The 21,729-nt window shown below is 35.1% G+C and carries 21 protein-coding genes; 19 read left to right on the top strand and 2 right to left on the bottom strand.

The window, feature by feature from the left end; all coding sequences use genetic code 11:
• Positions 1-82: 82 nt before the first annotated feature.
• A complete protein-coding gene (locus D1606_RS04385) occupies positions 83-2,191 on the top strand; it encodes a DNA internalization-related competence protein ComEC/Rec2 (RefSeq protein ID WP_119414859.1) in 2,109 nt (702 codons plus the stop codon).
• A 22-nt stretch (positions 2,192-2,213) separates the two neighbouring features.
• Here D1606_RS04385 and D1606_RS04390 read toward each other — a convergent pair whose 3' ends face one another.
• On the bottom strand, positions 2,214-2,348 hold the full coding sequence (locus tag D1606_RS04390) for a YqzM family protein (protein WP_119414800.1): 135 nt from the start codon (positions 2,346-2,348) through the stop codon (positions 2,214-2,216).
• A 309-nt stretch (positions 2,349-2,657) separates the two neighbouring features.
• Here D1606_RS04390 and holA point away from each other — a divergent pair, with 309 nt between their 5' ends.
• The gene (holA, locus tag D1606_RS04395) at positions 2,658-3,668 is read left to right on the top strand and encodes a DNA polymerase III subunit delta (protein ID WP_119414801.1); all 1,011 of its coding nucleotides are present in this window, start codon (positions 2,658-2,660) and stop codon (positions 3,666-3,668) included.
• Positions 3,669-3,727: 59 nt separating this feature from the next.
• Here holA and rpsT read toward each other — a convergent pair whose 3' ends face one another.
• Entirely contained in the window at positions 3,728-3,976 is a 249-nt protein-coding gene (gene rpsT, locus D1606_RS04400; RefSeq protein WP_119414802.1) for a 30S ribosomal protein S20, read from the bottom strand.
• Between the two features lie 163 nt (positions 3,977-4,139).
• Here rpsT and gpr point away from each other — a divergent pair, with 163 nt between their 5' ends.
• From gpr to deoC, 17 genes are all read left to right on the top strand, one after another.
• The gene (gene gpr / locus D1606_RS04405; RefSeq protein WP_119414803.1) at positions 4,140-5,147 is read left to right on the top strand and encodes a GPR endopeptidase; all 1,008 of its coding nucleotides are present in this window, start codon (positions 4,140-4,142) and stop codon (positions 5,145-5,147) included.
• 51 nt (positions 5,148-5,198) lie between these two features.
• Positions 5,199-6,032 carry a stage II sporulation protein P gene (gene spoIIP, locus D1606_RS04410; protein WP_119414804.1) on the top strand — a complete coding sequence of 278 codons (834 nt, stop codon included), beginning with the start codon at positions 5,199-5,201 and terminating at the stop codon, positions 6,030-6,032.
• 60 nt (positions 6,033-6,092) lie between these two features.
• Positions 6,093-7,928, top strand: coding sequence for a translation elongation factor 4 (gene lepA, locus D1606_RS04415; protein WP_119414805.1), 1,836 nt, complete (start codon positions 6,093-6,095; stop codon positions 7,926-7,928).
• A 327-nt stretch (positions 7,929-8,255) separates the two neighbouring features.
• On the top strand, positions 8,256-8,777 hold the full coding sequence (locus tag D1606_RS04420) for an SMI1/KNR4 family protein (RefSeq protein ID WP_119414806.1): 522 nt from the start codon (positions 8,256-8,258) through the stop codon (positions 8,775-8,777).
• A 150-nt stretch (positions 8,778-8,927) separates the two neighbouring features.
• Complete coding sequence (locus D1606_RS04425; protein WP_119414807.1) at positions 8,928-9,467, top strand: hypothetical protein; 540 nt, start codon at positions 8,928-8,930, stop codon at positions 9,465-9,467.
• Between the two features lie 272 nt (positions 9,468-9,739).
• Positions 9,740-9,910 (top strand): hypothetical protein, encoded by a 171-nt coding sequence (locus D1606_RS18665; RefSeq protein ID WP_158582313.1) that lies wholly within the window; start codon positions 9,740-9,742, stop codon positions 9,908-9,910.
• A 192-nt stretch (positions 9,911-10,102) separates the two neighbouring features.
• Positions 10,103-10,333 (top strand): hypothetical protein, encoded by a 231-nt coding sequence (locus D1606_RS04430; protein ID WP_119414808.1) that lies wholly within the window; start codon positions 10,103-10,105, stop codon positions 10,331-10,333.
• A 181-nt stretch (positions 10,334-10,514) separates the two neighbouring features.
• Positions 10,515-11,648 carry a radical SAM family heme chaperone HemW gene (gene hemW, locus D1606_RS04435; protein WP_119414809.1) on the top strand — a complete coding sequence of 378 codons (1,134 nt, stop codon included), beginning with the start codon at positions 10,515-10,517 and terminating at the stop codon, positions 11,646-11,648.
• Positions 11,649-11,747: 99 nt separating this feature from the next.
• The gene (gene hrcA / locus D1606_RS04440) at positions 11,748-12,761 is read left to right on the top strand and encodes a heat-inducible transcriptional repressor HrcA (protein WP_119414810.1); all 1,014 of its coding nucleotides are present in this window, start codon (positions 11,748-11,750) and stop codon (positions 12,759-12,761) included.
• 26 nt (positions 12,762-12,787) lie between these two features.
• Positions 12,788-13,390: a nucleotide exchange factor GrpE gene (grpE, locus tag D1606_RS04445; RefSeq protein ID WP_119414811.1), complete on the top strand. Its 603-nt coding sequence runs from the start codon at positions 12,788-12,790 to the stop codon at positions 13,388-13,390.
• Between the two features lie 44 nt (positions 13,391-13,434).
• Positions 13,435-15,264 carry a molecular chaperone DnaK gene (gene dnaK, locus D1606_RS04450; protein ID WP_119414812.1) on the top strand — a complete coding sequence of 610 codons (1,830 nt, stop codon included), beginning with the start codon at positions 13,435-13,437 and terminating at the stop codon, positions 15,262-15,264.
• Positions 15,265-15,612: 348 nt separating this feature from the next.
• A complete protein-coding gene (dnaJ, locus tag D1606_RS04455; RefSeq protein ID WP_119414813.1) occupies positions 15,613-16,743 on the top strand; it encodes a molecular chaperone DnaJ in 1,131 nt (376 codons plus the stop codon).
• A gap of 18 nt (positions 16,744-16,761) precedes the next feature.
• A complete protein-coding gene (gene prmA / locus D1606_RS04460; protein ID WP_119414814.1) occupies positions 16,762-17,706 on the top strand; it encodes a 50S ribosomal protein L11 methyltransferase in 945 nt (314 codons plus the stop codon).
• A gap of 12 nt (positions 17,707-17,718) precedes the next feature.
• Entirely contained in the window at positions 17,719-18,456 is a 738-nt protein-coding gene (locus D1606_RS04465; protein WP_119414815.1) for a 16S rRNA (uracil(1498)-N(3))-methyltransferase, read from the top strand.
• Positions 18,457-18,471: 15 nt separating this feature from the next.
• Positions 18,472-19,806 carry a tRNA (N(6)-L-threonylcarbamoyladenosine(37)-C(2))-methylthiotransferase MtaB gene (gene mtaB, locus D1606_RS04470; protein WP_119414816.1) on the top strand — a complete coding sequence of 445 codons (1,335 nt, stop codon included), beginning with the start codon at positions 18,472-18,474 and terminating at the stop codon, positions 19,804-19,806.
• Between the two features lie 94 nt (positions 19,807-19,900).
• Positions 19,901-20,764 carry an N-acetylmuramoyl-L-alanine amidase family protein gene (locus D1606_RS04475; protein ID WP_158582314.1) on the top strand — a complete coding sequence of 288 codons (864 nt, stop codon included), beginning with the start codon at positions 19,901-19,903 and terminating at the stop codon, positions 20,762-20,764.
• Positions 20,765-20,964: 200 nt separating this feature from the next.
• Complete coding sequence (gene deoC, locus D1606_RS04480; RefSeq protein WP_119414818.1) at positions 20,965-21,633, top strand: deoxyribose-phosphate aldolase; 669 nt, start codon at positions 20,965-20,967, stop codon at positions 21,631-21,633.
• Positions 21,634-21,729: the final 96 nt, after the last annotated feature.

Here is a 21,729-nt window from a genome sequence, read left to right on the forward strand (position 1 = left end):
AAACACTTGGATAATTGTAATCCTTGTTGGCATCTCTTTTTCTGCCTTTATTTATATCTCACAAACACTACAACATAGAGAAATGGATATTCCAAAAGAAACAACTTTAACTTGGACAGACACTTATACAATTAACGGAGCAAAACTTCGAGGATTTGCTTATTTAGAAAATGGAGCAAAAGTGTACGCGGTTCAAACCTTTCAATCTGAGCATGAAAAGCAGAACTACGAGCAAATTTCCTTAAGTGGTCACACTTTCCTGGTAAAAGGTAATTTAGTCCCTCCAACATTGCCCTCACATCAATTTGCTTTTTCAATGGAAAATTACATTTTAAGTCATGCTGCACAAGGAATATATGAAATTGAACAATCGACATATAAAGAAAAGAAAAACTCTCTTTCATCTTTACTAGCTGAGCAGAGATTTCGTGTAAAGAAGCACATTGAAGCTACATTTCCAAACAGTTTAATAGCAGAAGCGCAAGCACTTATTATTGGAGAACAAGAGAATGTAGACCAAGAGTTAAATAGAGCCTATCAAAAACTAGGAATCACACATCTATTTGCTATTTCAGGACTTCATGTAGCCCTTGTCTCTCTGTTAGTATTTGAACTGTTATTAAGGCTTCATATAAGAAGAGAACATGCAACAATTATAATTATCATTGCCTTACCTTTATACGCATGTATAGCAGGTGGTGCTCCCTCTGTTTGGCGCTCTGTTACGGTAGTAGAAATGATAATGATTAGCAAAATCCTTTCTAAGAAGTTATCGATTGATGATGCGTTATCTTTAAGTTTTATTGCTCTTGTATTGTATCAACCGAGTATAATATTTCAAATAGGTTTTCAATTATCCTATTTGGCAACGGTAGCACTCGTATTTTCTAACGTGATTTTACAATCAACTCAAAGTGCGCTTTTTCAATCTTTTTATATAACGAGCGTATGCCAATTACTTGTCTATCCACTTCTAATTTATCACTTTTTCGAATTAAGCCTATCATCATTTATAGCTAATATTGTATTTGTGCCGTTATTTTCATTCATAATATTGCCGGTAAACCTTGTTTTATTTGTTTTAACGCTACTATTTAAACCAGGTGCACAAGTGCTATTTTTAATCTATGAGCCACTTCGAGGATTTGTCGCAAAGGTAATTATGTGGTGCCAGTCAATCCCATATCAAATGTGGGTTACCGGAAGACCAAGTGTGCTTTTGTGTAGTCTAGCGTTTTTAGGTGTTTTATGTGCTTTCGTTTATATAGAGAAAAGAAAATTTAAAATGGCTTTGATATGTATTTTAATACCTGCACTTGTTATTCATCTTGCTCCTAGAATGCATAAAGATATCCGTATCACGTTTTTAAGTGTTGGACAAGGAGATAGCATAGTAATTGAGTTACCATATCGTAAAAAGGTTTATGTAGTTGATACGGGTGGATTATTACGTTTTGAGCAGGAAAAGTGGAAGCAATCGAAGACGGAATATGAAGTTGGAAGGCGAATTGTTGTTCCATACTTAAAAGGCCGAGGGATAAAAGCGGTAGATACAATGATTATTACGCATGCGGATGCGGATCATGCAGAGGGTGCAGAAGAAGTGATGGAAGAAATAAAAGTAAAAGAAATTCATGTAAGTCCCAACTCATGGGAGAAGTCAGTGATGGAAGATATTATCGCTCATATAAAAAAAGAAAAAATACCGCTAAAAGAGAAAATAGCAGATGAAAAGTGGAGAGTGGGAGATGCTTATTTCGAATATTTATCTCCAACGGACACACAGTACGAGGGAAATAATGATTCACTTGTATTATTAGTTAGCTTTGGTAAGTATAAAATATTATTAACAGGTGATCTCGAAGAAGATGGGGAGATGCAACTTGTTAAAAATAATGAGCAGAAAATTACTGATTTAAGTATATTGAAAGTAGGACATCATGGAAGTAAAACATCTAGTGCAGAAGCGTTTTTAAAACATACTAAACCTTCACTATCGATATTTTCAACGGGGTTAAATAATCGGTACAAACATCCAAGCAAAGAAGTAGTTGAGCGATTTCAAAAACTTGGATTACCCACTTTAAACACTGCGGAAGTAGGTTCGATTGAACTGAAAATGACAAAAGAAAACTGTGAGATTACAACAACATCTCAATTAGTAGAAATGAAAAAAGCTTTGTCAAAGTGACAAAGCTTTTTTGTGTAGACGCTTATAGATTTACGTAATCGATAACAGTAGCGATAATGAACATAAGTGCGAAGAATACGAATGATACGCCGAAGCCTACACCTGAATCAATAGCGTCATTTCTTTTACTTTGTACATCTTTTTCAAATGGATTCATTAATATCCCTCCTAATTCTTATTAATTATACGGTAACGCATTCAAAAAAGCTATATTGAATGGCGAAATTACATAGTTCTATCGGCTTTGACACAATTTGGACATACTCACATATTCAACCGTTTTCATAAGAAGAAAGATTCTCTCACCTAAATTGAAGTGCTTTAGAAAAAATAATTAGAGAGTATATAAGCAGTAAAATGTCTATTGCTTAACTATATTTCAAGGAAGTTGAACTACAACTTGCTGAGTTTCCCTTTACTCAAAATGAATGTATACTAGAGTTAGTGTTGTGCTAGGAGGAAGACCATGTTCTCAAAATTATGGAATGATATACAAAAAGGAAAACTAGCACCTGTTTATCTTTTAGCAGGGCTTGAATCCTATTTTATAGACGAAACAATCCATCGTATTAAATCTAAGCTAGAAGAAAGTGGAGAAATTGAGACAATTACAATTGATCTGGATGAAAAGCCAGTAGACTTTGTGATTGATGAATCAGATACGATTCCTTTTTTCTCTAGCAAAAAATTGATTATTGCTAAGAATGCATCATTCTTAAAAGCAACAGACAAAACAAAAGAAAAAATTGATCATGATTTGAAGAGACTTGCAAAATGGCTAGAGTTTCCTTCAGATACATCCATCACTATTTTTATTGCACCGTATGAAAAGCTCGATGAACGTAAAAAAGTAACGAAGCAAATGAAAGAGCATGCGGTATACATGCTAGCAGAGACTCCAAAAGAGAATGATTTATCAGTATGGGTTAAAAACGAAATTTCATCCTTTGCTAAAACAATTGATGAAGAAGCAATTGCAAAATTAATGGAATTAGTTGGAATGGATATGTTACATTTACGCTCTGAAATTGAGAAAATCTGTTTATATCTTGGTGAGGATAAGAATATAACGGTTGCATTAGTGGAAGAATTAGTATCGAAAACATTAGAGCAAGATGCTTTTAAGATGCTCAATGCGTATATGAGAAACGATGTTGCGGAGGCACTTTCAATTTATCATGATTTAATAAGACAGAAGCAAGAGCCTATAATGCTTGTGGCTTTATTGGCATCTCAAATTCGCTTGATGTCTAATGTATATTATCTATTGTCTAAAGGATATCATTCACAACAAATTTCAAAACAATTAAAGGTAAATCCGTATCGTGTGAAAAGAATAGTAGAAGATCGACGGAAAGTATCTGAAGAATCTTTACTCAAAGCTTTGTATGGATTAAGTGAAGTAGATTTACAATTAAAATCTATGAGTGGTAAGCGGGAACGATTTTTGGAATTGTTCTTGATGCGCCCATTATAATACTTGTATACAAAAAAAGACTAGAGAATAATTCTCTAGTCTTTTTGAATCCAAATGGATTAAGCTTTTTTCATTAAACGAGCTTTTTGACGAGAAGCTGCGTTTTTGTGGATTAAGCCTTTAGAAGCTGCTTTATCTAAAGTTTTAACAGCAACTTTTACTAATTCTTTTGCGTTTTCATCTTTTGCGACTAATGCAGCGTCAGCTTTTTTAACAGCAGTACGCATAGCAGATTTTGCTTGTGCGTTTTGTGCGTTTGCTTCAGAAGCAGTTTTCACGCGTTTGATAGCAGATTTAATATTTGGCATTAACATTCACCTCCTAAAAAGGATCGAGATGAGTAAATTCTCAACTGTTTCATGTGTCTATACAACAAGCATCATTATATCAAAATCCTAATAGAAAAATCAAGAGCGAATTGCAAAGAATATTTACTTGACACAATGTACAGAATAGAAACGAGGTGAGAATATGGAAAATTTTCAATGGTCAACAACAGATTTAGTTGATGAAACAGAAGCATACATCAAACATAAGACAGAAGAAGAAAGAGCGAAGTTAAGAAATTCTAACGGAATTGATATTAAAGAAAACTGGGATGAAATCGTAAAGATCACAGAAGTAACTGTATCTAAACAAGGTGAAGAACATATAGGGAAAAAAGAAGGTACCTATATAACATTATCAGTACCATCGTTAGAAGCTTATGACCTTGAAGGACTTAAAATTTTCGAAGAAACTATTATCAAATCTTTAAAAAAGATTCATTCAAAAGCAAGCTTAAAAAAAGTTCTAATCATTGGTCTAGGGAATCGAACAATTACACCGGATGCAATTGGACCTTTAACAATTGACCATCTGCATAATCAAGCGGAAGTAATCCAAGATAATTGTATTATTTATGCACCTGGAGTTACCGCGCAAACAGGGTATGAAACAAGTGAATTCGTTAAAGCACTTGCTGATAATATTAAACCTTCTTTAATCGTTATTATTGATGCCCTTGCTACTAATTCTAGTGATCGACTTTGCAAAACCGTTCAGATTACCAATACAGGTATTCAACCTGGTGCTGGAGTTGGGAATTCTAGAAAAGAAATTTCCGAAGAGACAATGGGATGTCCAGTAACTGCTATTGGATTACCGACAGTAGTTGATGGTCCTGTTCTAATTACAGATGCAGTCGAATCGTTATTTAAATATATTTCTGCAAAAATAGACGAAGATAAAAGACCTTCATCAGCTTTATCCGTTTCTTCCTATTCTGTAGATGAAAATACTAAAATTTTGACGGAAGCATTATTGCCGATTTTTGGTGAATGGGTAAAATGGGAAAGACAAGAAAGGTTACAACTGTTTCAGGAAGCATTAACCGGACAACAACGATTATTTGTTACGCCAAAAAATATTGATGATTGGGTTTCAGCTTATGTATCAATGCTTGCAAGCGTTTGTACAAGATGGTTAAGCGTCGCATAAAGTTCTAATCCATATCTTTTCTCCATAAAGTAACTGGAGGAGGGATATTGGATGCGGAGACAACAACATCGATGGAAATTTATTTTATTATTCTTAGCAATCTTTTTTTCACTACCGATTCTTGCAGCAAAGTTACCATTTTTGGCTGAAAAGCAACATGTTATTGAATCGTCAAAACAGGACACTAAAATTGCTTATGCAGCCAACAAGACAATTCCAACAAAAGTATCTGAAACAAAAAAAGGAAAAAGTTTTAACACATTAATTTATTTCACCCACTCTCATGAAGCATACTATCCAATGTTGAAAGAACGGCAACAAACCATTACAGTCTATCATGATGCGACAAACGTCCAATCCTTAGGAAACTTATTTGTCAAACACTTTAAACAAAATAATATTAATACGGATTTATTGAATGTAGATGCGATGAAAGTTATGAAAAAACAAGATATGACATTCTATCAGGCATACGATGCAGTCCGTCCCTATGTGAAAAATCAAATTGGAAAAAAAGATTATGATTTAATCATGGATATTCATAGAGATTCTGCTGGTAAAAAAGTAACCACAACAACTTATAAAGGTTCTTCATATGCTCGAATGGCTCTTGTTATTGGAGGAAAGAATCAGCAATACCAGGCAAATGAAGCCTATGCTGAACAATTATCGAAAAAGCTAAATAGCCTTGTTCCGGGAATATCAAGAGGTGTATTGAGAAAAACGGGTGATGGGGTTAATGGAATTTATAATCAAGATCTATCCAAACAGATTATTTTAATCGAACTTGGTGGAGTTAATAACAATGAAGAAGAGTTAAATCGTTCAATTGCTATTTTGGGAAGAGCGATCCAAGAAGCATTTGTTGAACCAGCATCATCCTAACATTGCAATATAAGGCGAATCACTGCTATAATTCTAGTAGTTTAAATAGGAGTGGAACGCATGAATCGAGAAGAACTGATTAAACGACAAGAACATATACGAAATTTCTCTATTATCGCGCATATTGACCACGGAAAATCTACATTAGCAGACCGTATATTAGAGAAAACACATGCACTTACTGCACGTGAAATGAAAGAACAACTTCTAGATTCTATGGATCTTGAAAGAGAACGTGGAATTACGATTAAATTAAATGCAGTACAATTAAAATACACTGCTAAAGATGGAGAGACGTATATTTTTCATCTAATCGACACACCAGGACATGTCGATTTCACATATGAAGTGTCACGAAGCTTAGCTGCCTGTGAAGGTGCAATTTTAGTTGTAGATGCAGCACAAGGGATTGAGGCACAGACTTTAGCAAACGTATATCTTGCTTTAGATAATGACCTAGAAATACTACCTGTCATCAACAAAATTGACCTTCCTTCAGCTGACCCTGAACGTGTTCGAACAGAAGTTGAAGATGTCATAGGATTAGATGCCTCTGAAGCTGTTTTAGCATCTGCAAAAGCTGGCATTGGTATAGAGGAAATACTGGAACAGATTGTAGAAAAAGTTCCTGCGCCAACTGGTGATCCTGAAGCACCTTTACAAGCATTGATATTTGACTCGGTTTACGATGCATATCGAGGTGTTATTACATCCATTCGAATTGTTGAAGGAACAGTGAAGCCAGGAGATAAAATTCGTATGATGGCAACTGGTGCTGAATTCGAAGTAATCGAAGTTGGTGTTCATACACCTAAAATTACACCAACTGAATTTTTAACAGTCGGAGATGTTGGATATTTAACGGCTTCTATCAAAAATGTTGGTGATACACGAGTAGGGGATACGATTACTTTTGCAGAAAATCCAGCCTCTGAAGCCTTACCAGGTTATCGAAAACTAAATCCAATGGTATATTGCGGTTTATATCCAATCGACACAGCAAGATACAATGATTTACGTGATGCACTTGAAAAATTAGAGCTAAATGACTCTGCGTTACAGTACGAACCAGAGACATCTCAAGCACTAGGTTTTGGTTTCCGTTGTGGATTCCTAGGTCTACTTCACATGGAAATTATTCAAGAACGTATTGAACGTGAATTTAATATTGATTTGATTACTACTGCGCCTAGTGTTATTTACCATGTACACATGACCGATGGGGAAGAAGTAAAAGTGGACAACCCATCTATGATGCCAGAACCACAAAAAATAGATCGTGTAGAAGAGCCATATGTAAAAGCAAACATCATGGTGCCAAATGATTATGTTGGTGCTGTTATGGAAATTTGCCAACGAAAACGTGGTAATTTCTTAACAATGGATTACATCGATACAACACGTGTCAATATTTTTTATGAAATTCCGTTATCTGAAATTGTCTACGATTTCTTCGATCAACTGAAATCTAGCACAAAAGGATATGCTTCTTTTGACTATGAATTGATTGGCTATAAACCATCTAATCTAGTGAAAATGGATATCTTATTAAATGCAGAGCAAGTCGATGCATTAAGCTTTATCGTACACAAAGATTTTGCCTATGAACGTGGTAAAGTCATTGTTGAAAAGCTAAAAGAGCTTATCCCACGCCAACAATTTGAAGTACCCGTACAAGCTGCTATCGGACAAAAAATTGTCGCACGTTCTACGATTAAAGCAATGCGTAAAAATGTATTGGCGAAATGTTACGGTGGGGATATCTCACGTAAACGTAAACTTCTTGAAAAACAAAAAGAAGGTAAAAAACGTATGAAACAAGTTGGTTCCGTTGAAGTTCCGCAAGAAGCCTTTATGGCAGTATTAAAAATGGACGACGACCAACCGAAAAAGTAATATTGATATCTCAACGTTTTGTTTGATTAACAATAAGCGGATGTGTAATACTAGGTGGATTTTGCCACCGTATTGCCACCGCTTTTATTTTTGGTCAGCAAAATTATAGATTTCCTGATTATAAAGATAAGTGGTCTAAAAAGTAGCCTCTAATATTCGTAACGATTGGGCGAAGGGGAAAAATATGACCGAGGACGAGAAGAAATGTATGGCTCATCCAGTATTATAAGGAAGATAAAATTGATTTGCATCATATAAAACCTATAGTATATGGAGTAAGTTCTCAGCTGGTAAATTAAATAGTTATTAAAGAGAGGTGAGATTAAAATGGCAAATATTAAAACTGTATTAGATAAATTAAAAAGTCAATTAGATGAGAACTTAACTAGACTTCATCCTAGAGGGTTATTAGACAGAGACGATAAAAATATTCTACGAGAAGAATGTATTTTTAAAGAGCCTGCAACAGAAGGCGAGATTAATTCTTTAGAAATAGAATTAGGTATAACTATTCCTTATGATTATAGAGAATTTTTATTACATCATAATGGCATGACATTGTTTAGTACATATCTTGTTGAATATAAATTTTATGGCTTGGACGAAATTCGTGAGAATTTCTTAATTGTACAAGAAGATCGCGAAGAAGATGATCTTGAACCAACAAAAGATTATCCTATCGGCCAATTCCCGGATGCTGGATATATAATAATGGACGCGCGTAAGCTTAAAAAGCATTCTTCGCAAGGTGCAATTTATGTAGGACATATAATGCCCGAGGCGACAGAAGAATCGTTTGTAACTTTTGTTGAGAATGTTATAGAAAACACTGGAGAATTTTTCTGGTAAGAGTCTATATCAATAACATTCCTGCAGTGTTCCCAGTTCCTTATAGAACGTGAAGTTATATGATGAACTGGGAACAAGATGATAATCTGAAATCAAAAATAGCTTTTAAATTACTATGAAAGTATTTTTACTTTGGGAGGAAATGATAACATGAAAATAATATTGAGCTTCCAACCACGTGTATTTCCAGCGTTATGTAGTGGGCTAAAACAATTTGAGTATAGAAGGCAATTTCCAATTGGAAAAATAGAAGCGTATATTTATCTAAGTAGCCCAGTGAAGTCTATTGTAGGAAAGATAACTTTTTCTGAAAAAGAAAAAATCAATGATTTACTATTAGATGATAAGATTACAAGTGAATGGAAAACTGTTGGTAGATTAAAACTTCATCAAGAAGAGGGAGCTAAATATGTTATTCCAATTGAAAAAATTGAAATTCTTAATAAGTTTGTTTCATTAGATGACGCACGAAAAATAGAACCGAATTTTTTTGCTCCTCAAACTTATTGTTATCTTCGTAAAGTACCTACCTTGGATAATTATTTAGAGCAACTAGAAACTAAGGAGTTAGTCAGTATTAAGGAATATTCAAGAGAAAATTTCTTAGGTCTATTATGTAACGAAATCTATGAAAGACCCGATTTCATAGATAAAAGTGAAGAGATATTAGGGAGTAAGGTAAAGAGATAACAAGATAACAAGTTATTTCAAAGCTGAATTAATGGTTTTATCATTTTTTTTATAGTTTTTCAAAAAGAATTGTCAAAACCCTAGACGCAAATAGGTTTTATGGGTAAAATAGTATTAGGTAAAATGAAATGATATTAATTCTCAAAATAAGTAATATAAAATATAGTAGTATTTTGAAAAATTACTTAGTGATTATTTATGGGTATTTTTCATTTACTACATTAGTTTTACACTATTAGTACAGTGTTAAATGTAAATAAAGGAATGATAAAATGGTATTAAATGAAGAAGTAGATTACCTAGAGCGTTTAATGAAAACGATTGAAAATAATCTAGATGCATTTGAAGGACATATCGATCATATGCAAAAAAAATTAGATGAAATAAAAAAGCAAGATAACATATATGATGTACAACATTTGCAACTTAAAACTGCTATTTAGCCAAATTACTGAAGCGAAAACAAATGCTTCTTTTTTTATTTGAAAAAGATATATGCTTCCTTTCTAATAAATAGCGGTCAAATAATCGCTCCTATTTTGCCTCTTACTGTATGAAAAAATTTCCTAAAATAGTCACTTTTTTTCGGTTAATTTGAATGGAATTATGAAATAATATAGCTGGAGGCGATTGCTATGAAAAATATTGAAAAGATCAAAGACACTCATAAATGTTTTAATTGTGGTCGTGTATTTGAATGGAAAGGTGTATATTTTAACCCACCCATCACTTCTGAAACGGTAAGTGCTTCAAGAGAAATGGCTGGTAACGTCGCAAAAATTACTTTTACTGACAAGGACGCAATTGAAGTAGAAGTTGCATGTGATGAATGCTATAATTTGAATCGATTTGAATATTTAAAGTAATACATAAGTAAGCCGTATGTGAATTCAGCATACGGCTTTTATGATAACGTTTTTAGGGTGCAATGATGTTGTTTCCTAAAAAATACGGGAAATTTTGATAATAGCGTATAATCCTTTACACTATACATAATGTCAATTGATAAAAAGTTTATGGAAAGATAATTTGAAAGAGGGTTTTAGATTGGCTAGAGGTATTTATATTCATATTCCATTTTGCCATCAGATTTGCAACTATTGCGATTTCAACAAGGTATTTTTCAAAAATCAGCCAGTCGATGAATATATAGAATCGTTAGGTGAAGAACTGCGACTATGGGCAGCAGAAAGTGATTTTCAAAGCATTGAAACAGTATTTTTAGGTGGAGGGACACCAACATCATTATCACCTACACAATTGAAAAGATTATTGACCTTAATACATATGTATATACCAATGGAACATGTCACAGAATTTACATCAGAAGCAAATCCGGACGAACTAACTAAAGAAAAGCTAGAAGTGCTCTATAATGGCGGTGTCAATCGGTTAAGTTTAGGTGTACAAGCCTTCCAAGAAGACTTATTAAGAAAACTAGGAAGAACCCATTCAAATAAACATGTTTTTCAAACAATTGAAGAAGCTAAGAAAATAGGTTTCAAAAATATTAGTATCGACCTGATGTATGGATTACCTGGTCAAACAATGGAGCAATGGAAAGAAACTTTAGATATAGCATTTTCACTTCGGTTGCCACATTACTCAGCGTATTCATTGATCGTGGAGCCCAAAACTATTTTTTATAATCTCATGGCAAAAAGAAAATTACGATTACCAGGCGAAGACTTAGAAGCTGAAATGTATGATGTATTAATGCAACAAATGGAACAGCATGGCCTTCATCAATATGAAATTAGTAATTTTAGTAAAGAGGGTTATTCTTCTCTTCATAATCGTATTTATTGGGATAATGATGAATACGTTGGGCTTGGTGCCGGAGCGCATGGGTATAGTAAAGGAATCCGTTATTCAAATCATGGTCCACTAAAAAAATATATGGAAGCTATTGCAAACGGGGATAAGCCGATTCATGAAACACATACTGAAACAAAGCAAGAACGTATTGAAGAAGAGTTGTTTTTAGGTTTACGCAAAACAGAAGGCGTAAGCAAAAAACATTTCTTTACCAAATTTAATTGCACAATAGAAAGTATTTATGAAAAACAGATACAGGAGCTATTGAAAACAGAACTCATTGCTATCGAAGGAGACTATATAAAACTAACCCGTAAAGGACGTTTTGTTGGAAATGAAGTATTTGAAGAATTTTTGCTATAAACCTATGCATTTCCGTTGACATCATAATATAGAGGTGATAAATTAATAATTGTATTAGCACTCCTCTATCGTGAGTGCTAACAACGAGAGGTGATGATCATGCTAACAAATCGACAGTTGCAAATTTTGCAAGTAATCATAGATGACTTCATAGCGACAGCACAGCCAGTAGGGTCTCGCCAAATTGCGAAGAAAGATGGGATGACCTTTAGTGCAGCTACCATTCGAAATGAGATGGCTGATTTAGAGGATCTAGGTTATTTGGAAAAAACGCATACTTCTTCCGGGCGAGTACCTTCAGAAAAAGGCTATAGATTTTATGTGGATCATTTGTTAAAGCCTCAAGTTATTACTACTCAAGATATCAAAACCATCCAATCTTTGTTTCAAGATCGGATGATGGAAACGGAACAGGTGATTCGTAAATCTGCAGCTATTTTATCGGATTTGACGACATATACTTCCATTATTTTGGGTCCAGATGTTCAGCTTCATAAAGTAAAACAATTTTCAATTGTTCCTTTAACAGCTGACTCAGCCGTGGCTATTATTGTTACTGACAATGGTCATGTTGAAAACCGCTTGATTTCAATACCGAAGAATTTCTCACCTTCGGATATTGAAAAAGTCGTGAACATTTTAAATGATCGACTTGTCGGTGTTCCGCTTGAGCAGCTTCATAATAAGCTTGAGCAAGAGGCAGCGGCAGTGATTAAACAACATATAGGCACTTATGATGGCCTGCTATCGTCAATCTTTGATATTAACAACTATCAAGGAGAAGGTAAAATATACTATGGTGGAAAGACGAACATGCTTAACCAGCCAGAATTCCATGACTTAAATAAAGTCCGAATGTTAATGGAACTAATGGAGAAGACAAGTCAAATTCAAACGATTTTCCCATTAGATGAACAAGGTATTCATATTCGAATAGGCTCTGAGAATAATCACTTAGCTATGGAAGGTTGTAGTGTTATTACTGCGTCTTATTTAATTGGTACAGAGCAAAAAGGATCTATTGCTATCATCGGTCCTACACGGATGGATTACAAAAGAGTAGTTTCAATATTAGATTTTATGTCAAATGAGATTACGAAAAGAATCCGGTAACGATCGACATTAGAGGAGGATGACAATTGTCTCAGACAAGAGAAGAAAAAGAGCAATTAGTTGAAAATGAAGAAAAGTCAACTGTAGAAAATTCTGATGAAACTTCAGTAGATGAAACAGTAGAAAACGAAGAAACAACTACTGAAGAACCAACGGAAGAAAATGTATCCGAAGAACAACCAGATGAACTAGCGCTGTTAAAAGAAAAGCTAGCACAAGAAGAAGAGCGTTATATACGTTTACGCGCCGATTTCGACAATTTAAAACGTCGTAACCAAATTGACCGTGTAGCACAAGAAAAGTATCGTGCTCAAAATTTATTAACTGATTTATTACCAGTGTTAGATAATTTTGAACGTGCGTTACAAGTAGAGGCAACAACGGAAGATGCCAAATCGATGAAACAAGGAATCGAAATGGTTTACCGTTCATTAATAGAAGCTACAAAAAAAGAAGGCTTAGAACCAGTTGCAACAGAAAATGTACAATTTGATCCGAATATTCATCATGCAGTAATGCAAGAAAAAGATGACTCAAAAGAATCAGGAATTGTGTTACAAGAATTGCAAAAAGGTTATATGCTAAAAGATCGCGTACTCCGACCAGCAATGGTTAAAGTTAATGAATAAATCACATCATAATTTGATGAATAGAAATCTAGGAGGAAATTCAAATGAGTAAAATTATTGGTATTGACTTAGGTACAACTAACTCTTGCGTATCTGTATTAGAAGGTGGCGAACCTGTAGTAATCGCAAACAAAGAAGGCGCTCGTACAACTCCATCAGTTGTAGCATTCAAAAATGGTGAACGCCAAGTTGGTGAAGTAGCTAAACGTCAATCAATTACAAACCCAAATACTATTATCTCTATTAAACGTCACATGGGTACTGACTATAAAGTTAAAGTTGAAGATAAAGAATACACTCCTCAAGAAGTTTCAGCAATGATTCTTACACACTTAAAAGAATACGCTGAAGATTATCTAGGTGAAAAAGTATCAAAAGCAGTTATCACTGTTCCTGCTTACTTCAATGACGCTCAACGTCAAGCTACTAAAGATGCTGGTAAAATTGCTGGACTTGAAGTTGAACGTATTATTAACGAACCAACAGCTGCAGCACTAGCATATGGTTTAGAAAAAATGGATCAAGATCAAAAAGTTTTAGTATTTGACCTTGGTGGCGGTACTTTCGACGTATCAATCCTTGAACTTGGTGATGGTGTATTCGAAGTATTAGCTACTGCTGGTGATAACCGTCTTGGTGGCGATGACTTTGACCAAAAAATCATTGACTATTTAGTAGCAGAATTCAAAAAAGAAAACGGTATCGATTTATCACAAGATAAAATGGCTCTACAACGTTTAAAAGATGCAGCTGAAAAAGCGAAAAAAGAATTATCTGGTGTAACAACTACACAAATTTCACTTCCATTCATCACTGCTGGTGAAGCTGGTCCATTACACTTAGAAGTATCTCTATCACGTGCTAAATTTAACGAAATTACTTCAGATTTAGTAGAACGTACAATGGTTCCAACTCGTCAAGCATTATCAGATGCTAACCTTTCTGCTTCAGATATTGACCAAGTAATTCTTGTTGGTGGTTCAACTCGTATTCCTGCTGTTCAAGAAGCAGTTAAAAAAGCAACAGGTAAAGAACCTCATAAAGGTGTAAACCCTGATGAAGTAGTAGCAATGGGTGCTGCTGTTCAAGGTGGTGTACTAACTGGTGATGTTAAAGATGTGGTACTTCTTGACGTAACTCCATTATCACTTGGTATTGAAACAATGGGTGGTGTGTTCACAAAATTAATCGATCGTAACACAACAATCCCAACATCTAAATCTCAAGTATTCTCAACAGCTGCTGATAACCAACCTGCAGTAGACATTCACGTATTACAAGGTGAACGTTCAATGGCTGCTGATAACAAAACTTTAGGTCGCTTCCAATTAACTGATATTCCACCAGCTCCACGTGGTGTACCTCAAATCGAAGTAACATTCGATATTGATAAAAATGGTATCGTTAATGTAAAAGCAAAAGATCTAGGTACACAAAAAGAACAAAATATTACTATCCAATCTGATTCAGGTCTATCAGAAGAAGACATCGAACGTATGGTTAAAGAAGCAGAAGCAAATGCTGAAGCTGATAAAAAACGTAAAGAAGAAGTAGATCTTAAAAACGAAGCAGATCAATTAGTCTTCCAAGTAGACAAAACAATCACTGACCTAGGTGATCAAATTACTGAAGATGAAAAGAAATCAGTAACTGATGCAAAAGAAGAATTACAAAAAGCTCTTGAAGCTGGTGAAATCGAAACAATTAAATCAGCTAAAGAAAAATTAGAAGGCGTTCTTCAACCATTAGTGATGAAAGTTTACCAAAAAGCTGCAGAAGCTCAACAAGCTCAAGCAGGTGCTGAAGGCCAAGCAACAGATAAAAAAGACGATGGTGTAGTTGACGCAGACTTCACAGAAGTAAACGACAAATAAGAGTGCTAAACGCGCCTGTAAGCCACGAAGAGCATTGGAAGGCCCGAATCGAAAGTATCTTTTAAACTTTCGACTGAGGGACTGAAATGACACGAGGGGCTGGCGCGAGAAGCCGGATTATAAGAGTGCTAAACGCGCGAGTTTAGCCGCGCGGAAAGCCTGACTATTCATCGTAATAAAGAAATATTGAAAAGCCAAAGACCGCTCTCGGGCTTTGGCTTTTTAAATTAAAGTTCTTCTAGAAAAATCGAATATGAGAAAATAAAAGATACTCGCAAAATATTACTTTTGCCATATTATCGATACATGATACAATAATAATTATGTGAATAGAGCGGAGTGTGGAAGATGGAAAAACGCGATTACTACGAAGTCTTAGGTATTGCAAAAACAGCATCTAAAGATGAAATTAAAAAAGCATATCGTAAACTATCAAAAAAATACCATCCTGATTTAAACAAGGAACCAGGGGCAGAAGAAAAATTCAAAGAAATTGCAGAAGCCTATGAAGTATTGAGTGATGATCAAAAACGTGCTCGATATGATCAATTTGGACATCAAGATCCAAATCAAGGCTTCGGAGGTTTCGGAGGCTTTAGTGGTTCTGAAGGCTTTGGAGGCTTTGAAGATATCTTTAGTTCATTCTTTGGTGGTGGCGGAAGAACTCGCCGCGATCCGAATGCACCACGTAAAGGCGACGATCTTCAATACCGAATGACAATTAGCTTTGAAGAAGCTGTCTTTGGTAAAGAAAAAGAAATTGAAATTCCTCGAGAAGAAACTTGTGAAACTTGTCATGGTACTGGTGCTAAACCAGGAACTTCAAAAGAAACATGTTCATACTGTAATGGATCTGGTCAAACATCAGAAACAGTTAACACACCATTTGGTCAAATGGTTAACCGTCGCACATGTAGCCACTGTCAAGGTACAGGTCAAATCATTAAAGATAAATGTTCAACATGTCATGGTGCAGGTACTGTTAAAAAACGTAAGAAGATTAAAGTCAACATTCCAGCAGGTGTGGATGACGGCCAACAATTACGTTTAAGTGGTCAAGGTGAAGCAGGTATAAACGGTGGTCCAGCAGGGGATTTATACATTGTGTTCCATGTCCGAGCTAGCGATAAATTTGAACGTGATGGTGATGATATCTATTTAGAATTACCAATCACATTCCCTCAAGCTGCCCTTGGTGATGAAATTGAAGTGCCGACAATCAATGGCAAAGTGAAAATGAAAATACCTGCAGGTACACAATCAGGTGATCGTTTCCGTTTGAAAGGTAAGGGTGTCAAAAACGTTCATGGTTATGGTACAGGTGACCAACATGTCATTGTTCAAATTAAAACTCCGAAAAAACTTACGGAAAAACAAAAAGAATTACTACGTGAGTTCGCTAATGTTTCAGGTGATATTCCTGAGGAACAAAGTAGCTCATTAATTGATAAGTTAAAGAAAAAATTTAAAGGTGAATAATTAGAGGAGTGATTGTAAGTGAAATGGTCGGAATTATCCATCCATACTACAAATGAAGCTGTTGAACCTATCTCAAATATATTGCATGAGGCCGGTGCAAGTGGAGTTGTAATTGAAGATTCAGAAGATCTTATCAAAGTTCATGAAAATGAATTTGGTGAAATATATGATTTAGATCCATCCGATTTCCCAGTAGATGGAGTAATTATAAAGGCGTACTTACCTGTCACAAGCTTTTTAGGAGAAACAGTAGAAGAAATCAAACTTGCAATCACTAATCTGATTAATTTTGATATTAATATAGGTGCCAATGAAGTTTCTATTAGTGAAGTGAACGAAGAAGAATGGGCAACTGCTTGGAAGAAATATTACCACCCAGTGAAAATCTCCAATCGCTTTACAATCGTTCCGACATGGGAAATGTATGAACCGGTTGATAGTGATGAACTAATCATTGAATTAGATCCCGGAATGGCATTTGGTACAGGGACTCATCCTACTACAGTTATGAGTTTGCAAGCACTTGAAAAATATATTACAAAAGATTCTACAGTTATTGATGTAGGGACTGGCTCTGGTGTGTTAGCAATTGGAGCAGCTATGTTAGGTGCAAAACATATTCATGCACTTGACTTGGATGAAGTAGCTGTGAAATCCGCTAAATTAAATGTTAAGCTAAACAAAGTTCAAGACCATATTGATGTAGTACAAGGGAATTTATTGAATACGGTAAAAGAACCTGCTGAAATTGTTGTCGCGAACATATTAGCGGAAATTATTATGACTTTTACTGATGATGCATATACGGTTGTTAAACCAGGTGGATATTTCATCACATCAGGTATTATCGAAGCAAAAAAAGAAGATGTGAAAGCATCTCTTGAAAAAGCGGGCTTTTTGATTGAAGAGGTTATGATGATGGAAGACTGGGTTACAATTGTTTCACGCAAAGCTGAAATTTAATGGAGTGTACTTATGCAAAGATATTTTATCAACGAATCATTTGACAATGAATTAGCCATCATCGTCGGGGATGACGCTCACCATATAACGAAAGTCATGCGAATGCGTGCTGGCGATGAAATTATCGTCGTACATAATGGTGAAGCAACCATTTGTGAAATTGCAAATCTAACTGAAGAAGGAGTGCATGTGAAAAAAACAACACGTACACTCCGTTCTCCAGAACTTCCGATTCATGTAACGATTGCTTGTGGTTTACCTAAAGGTGATAAGCTAGATTTAATTGTTCAAAAGTCAACAGAGCTTGGAATGTACTCTTTTATACCTTTTGAGGCGGAACGCTCAATTGTAAAATGGGATTATAAAAAAGGCAAAAAGAAACAAGAACGTTTGCAAAAGATTGCAAAAGAAGCAGCTGAACAATCGCATCGTACACATATTCCGACAATTGAAGAACCTATTAGTTTTAAAAAACTTTTACAAGAAGTAGAAAACTATGATGTAGTCTTTCTTGCGGATGAAGAAGATGCGAAACAAGAAGTACGTACGAGATTTGCCGAACAACTAAAAAAGGTGTATGATTATAAATCAATGCTTGTTATCTTCGGTCCAGAAGGTGGAATTGCCCGCGAAGAGGCACAAGCTCTACAACAATTAGGATGTCAGTGCATATCACTAGGACCTAGAATATTACGAGCAGAAACAGCACCTTTCTATGTGCTTTCTGCTATTTCTTATGAATTTGAATGAAAGAGGTGAGCAGCCTTGTCTTCAGTGGCTTTTCACACACTTGGATGTAAAGTGAATCACTATGAAACAGAAGCAATTTGGCAACTGTTCAAAGATGAAGGTTATGAACGTAAAGAATTTGATCATCAAGCGGATGTATATGTGATTAATACATGTACAGTTACGAATACAGGGGACAAAAAAAGTCGTCAAGTCATTCGCCGTGCGATACGTCAAAATCCAGATGCAGTAATTTGTGTAACAGGATGCTATGCACAAACTTCACCTGCAGAGATTATGGCTATTCCAGGTGTTGATATAGTAGTCGGAACACAAGACCGTACGAAAATGCTTGGATATATTGAACAATACAAGCAAGAACGACAACCTATCAATGCAGTAAAAAATATTATGAAAAACAGAGTATATGAAGAATTGGATGTACCTTATTTCACTGACCGTACACGCGCTTCTTTGAAAATTCAAGAAGGGTGCAATAACTTCTGTACTTTCTGTATTATTCCATGGGCACGCGGTTTAATGCGTTCTCGTGATCCAAAAGAAGTTGTACGTCAAGCACAACAACTTGTGGATGCTGGCTATTTAGAAATCGTTTTAACAGGTATCCATACAGGTGGTTATGGACAAGACTTAAAAGACTATAATTTGGCACAACTTCTACGAGATATTGAAGCAAATGTTAAAGGTTTAAAACGTCTACGAATCAGTTCAATTGAAGCAAGTCAATTAACAGATGAAGTAATTGAAGTGTTACGTGATTCTAAAATTGTTGTCAATCATTTACACATTCCTATCCAATCTGGTTCTGACACAGTTTTAAAACGGATGCGTCGTAAATACACGATGGAATTTTTCGGAGAACGTTTAGATCGCTTACGTGAAGTATTACCAGACTTAGCTGTAACTTCAGACGTCATTGTAGGTTTCCCTGGTGAAACTGAAGAAGAATTTATGGAAACTTATAACTTCATCGCAAAACATAAATTTGCAGAACTTCATGTATTCCCATTCTCAAAACGTACAGGTACTCCTGCTGCTCGAATGGAAGACCAAGTTGATGAAGAAGTTAAAAATGAACGTGTACATCGTTTGTTAACTTTAAATGATCAATTAGCTAAAGAATACGCTTCAAAATTTGAAGGTGAAGTTCTTGAAATCATTCCAGAAGAAGTGATTAAAGAAGGCGAAGAAGCTGGATTAGTGACTGGTTATACTCCGAACTATTTGAAAATTGTATTTGAAGGCACTGAAGATATGATTGGTAAACTAGTCAAAGTCAAAATTGACAAGGCAGGATATCCACATTCACATGCACAATTCGTTCGCGTATTGGACACTGTTGAAGCCTAATTTTAGAATATGTCAAAAAGCCTAGCGACCAAAGCTGGGCTTTTTTGTTATAGTTATATTATTGAATGTAGAAAAATGAATTGAGGCGATGCAGATGAAAAAGTTGGCACTTATATTAATCATTATGACACTCGTTGTCTCAAGTGCTGTGTTAATCGTCAATCATCAAACAGACCAAGGATTATTAAAAAATAGTAATCGTAATTATATGAATTCAACTGTTTCTACAAAGCCATCGAAAGATTTAACCAAGGGAACAACAAAAGAAGCACCAAAAGTTAACATAAAAGAGAAAAAGCAAGTACGACCCAAAAAGGTTAAAAAGGATATTGTGGTTACCATTGATCCAGGTCATCAAGAAAAAGCAAATTTGGGACAAGAACCTGTTGCACCAAAATCTAAAATGACCAAATTTAAAGCGACTGTCGGTTCAAGAGGTGCCATAACAAAAAAGAGTGAGTATGCGATTACTTTAGATGCTTCTAAAATGCTGCAAAAAAAACTACAGAAAAAGGGTTATAAAGTTTTTTTAACTCGGTATACAAATGAAGTAGACTTATCGAATATTGAGCGCGCTAAAATCGCAAACAAACGTCAGTCATCGTTATTCATCAGAATACATGCTGATGGTGCGGAAAATCCAAATGTACATGGGTTCTCAATCATAGCCCCCGGAAAGGATAATCCTTACACGAAGAAAGTATTCCGAGAGAGTAAAATAGCTGCTCAAACCATTGTTAAACAAGTAGAAAAGGATTTTGTACTCTACCAAAATGGCCTTATTTATCGTAGCGATTTGGCAGGATTTAATTGGTCTAAAGTACCCGTTATTCTTGTAGAGTTAGGTTATATCTCTAATCCACAAGAAGACAGAAATCTATCTAACAGCCATTATCTTGATAAGTTATCGACATCAATTTCTGATGGTGTTAGTGAATATTTAGATAAAACAAAGTAAAAGCTAGTGCACAAAAGACAAGAACGTTCTTCTTATTGTGCACTTTTTCTTTTTATTGTTTTCAGAACTATCGGAATATATCAAGGGCAATCTATACTTGGAAAATCATTTATTTATATTTGTTTTAATGGAAAGGATATAGCTATTCATGTTAGACTTGAGATGTACGTACATCTTAGTTATTAAAGGAGTTTTACAAAATGACAAAAAATTATGCTTCATATATTGATCACACATTATTAAAACCAGAAGCAACTGAAGAACAAATTAAAAAGATCTGTGCAGAAGCAAAAGAATATGGTTTTGCTTCAGTTTGTGTAAACCCCACTTGGGTTAGCTTAGCTGCATCAGAGCTAAAAGATGCAACATCTAAAGTTTGTACAGTAATTGGATTCCCATTAGGAGCTTCTACAAGCGCAACAAAAGCATTTGAAACAAAAGATGCAATCGCAAATGGCGCAGAAGAAATTGATATGGTGATTAATATTGGTGCATTAAAAAGCGAACAGTATGATGTAGTGGAAAATGATATTAAAGCTGTTGTTGAAGCTGCAAACGGTACTTTAGTGAAAGTTATTATCGAAACATGCCTTCTTTCAGATGAAGAAAAGATCAAAGCATGTGAATTATCTGTTAAAGCAGGAGCTGATTTTGTTAAAACTTCAACTGGATTTTCAACAGCAGGCGCTAAAGCAGAAGATGTTGCATTAATGCGTAAAACTGTTGGCCCTGAAATTGGAGTTAAAGCATCAGGCGGTGTTAGAAGTTTAGAAGACTTAGAATCTATGGTAGCAGCAGGAGCTACTCGTATCGGTGCAAGTTCTGGAGTTAAAATTATAAAAGGACAAATTTCAAAAACAGACTATTAATTCGCCCAATAGTATTGACCTAAGCCTAGATATACGTTATAATTCTTTAGTACACAACGTTATTATGTAAATAAGTAATGTTGCTGTTTTGACGTG

Origin of the sequence: Rummeliibacillus sp. POC4, assembly GCF_003576525.1 — a bacterium.
Taxonomy (GTDB): Bacteria; Bacillota; Bacilli; order Bacillales_A; family Planococcaceae; genus Rummeliibacillus.

Excerpts from the sequence above, each read along its gene's own strand:
- D1606_RS04385 (WP_119414859.1), top strand. The coding sequence starts at position 83 with ATGGATATTCCAAAAGAAACAACTTTAACTTGGACAGACACTTATACA.
- deoC (WP_119414818.1), top strand. The coding sequence starts at position 20,965 with ATGACAAAAAATTATGCTTCATATATTGATCACACATTATTAAAACCA.
- dnaK (WP_119414812.1), top strand. The coding sequence starts at position 13,435 with ATGAGTAAAATTATTGGTATTGACTTAGGTACAACTAACTCTTGCGTA.
- D1606_RS04430 (WP_119414808.1), top strand. The coding sequence starts at position 10,103 with ATGAAAAATATTGAAAAGATCAAAGACACTCATAAATGTTTTAATTGT.
- hrcA (WP_119414810.1), top strand. The coding sequence starts at position 11,748 with ATGCTAACAAATCGACAGTTGCAAATTTTGCAAGTAATCATAGATGAC.
- holA (WP_119414801.1), top strand. The coding sequence starts at position 2,658 with ATGTTCTCAAAATTATGGAATGATATACAAAAAGGAAAACTAGCACCT.
- D1606_RS04425 (WP_119414807.1), top strand. The coding sequence starts at position 8,928 with ATGAAAATAATATTGAGCTTCCAACCACGTGTATTTCCAGCGTTATGT.
- gpr (WP_119414803.1), top strand. The coding sequence starts at position 4,140 with ATGGAAAATTTTCAATGGTCAACAACAGATTTAGTTGATGAAACAGAA.
- rpsT (WP_119414802.1), bottom strand. The coding sequence starts at position 3,976 with ATGCCAAATATTAAATCTGCTATCAAACGCGTGAAAACTGCTTCTGAA.
- lepA (WP_119414805.1), top strand. The coding sequence starts at position 6,093 with ATGAATCGAGAAGAACTGATTAAACGACAAGAACATATACGAAATTTC.
- dnaJ (WP_119414813.1), top strand. The coding sequence starts at position 15,613 with ATGGAAAAACGCGATTACTACGAAGTCTTAGGTATTGCAAAAACAGCA.
- D1606_RS04390 (WP_119414800.1), bottom strand. The coding sequence starts at position 2,348 with ATGAATCCATTTGAAAAAGATGTACAAAGTAAAAGAAATGACGCTATT.
- spoIIP (WP_119414804.1), top strand. The coding sequence starts at position 5,199 with ATGCGGAGACAACAACATCGATGGAAATTTATTTTATTATTCTTAGCA.
- D1606_RS04420 (WP_119414806.1), top strand. The coding sequence starts at position 8,256 with ATGGCAAATATTAAAACTGTATTAGATAAATTAAAAAGTCAATTAGAT.
- D1606_RS04465 (WP_119414815.1), top strand. The coding sequence starts at position 17,719 with ATGCAAAGATATTTTATCAACGAATCATTTGACAATGAATTAGCCATC.
- D1606_RS04475 (WP_158582314.1), top strand. The coding sequence starts at position 19,901 with ATGAAAAAGTTGGCACTTATATTAATCATTATGACACTCGTTGTCTCA.
- D1606_RS18665 (WP_158582313.1), top strand. The coding sequence starts at position 9,740 with ATGGTATTAAATGAAGAAGTAGATTACCTAGAGCGTTTAATGAAAACG.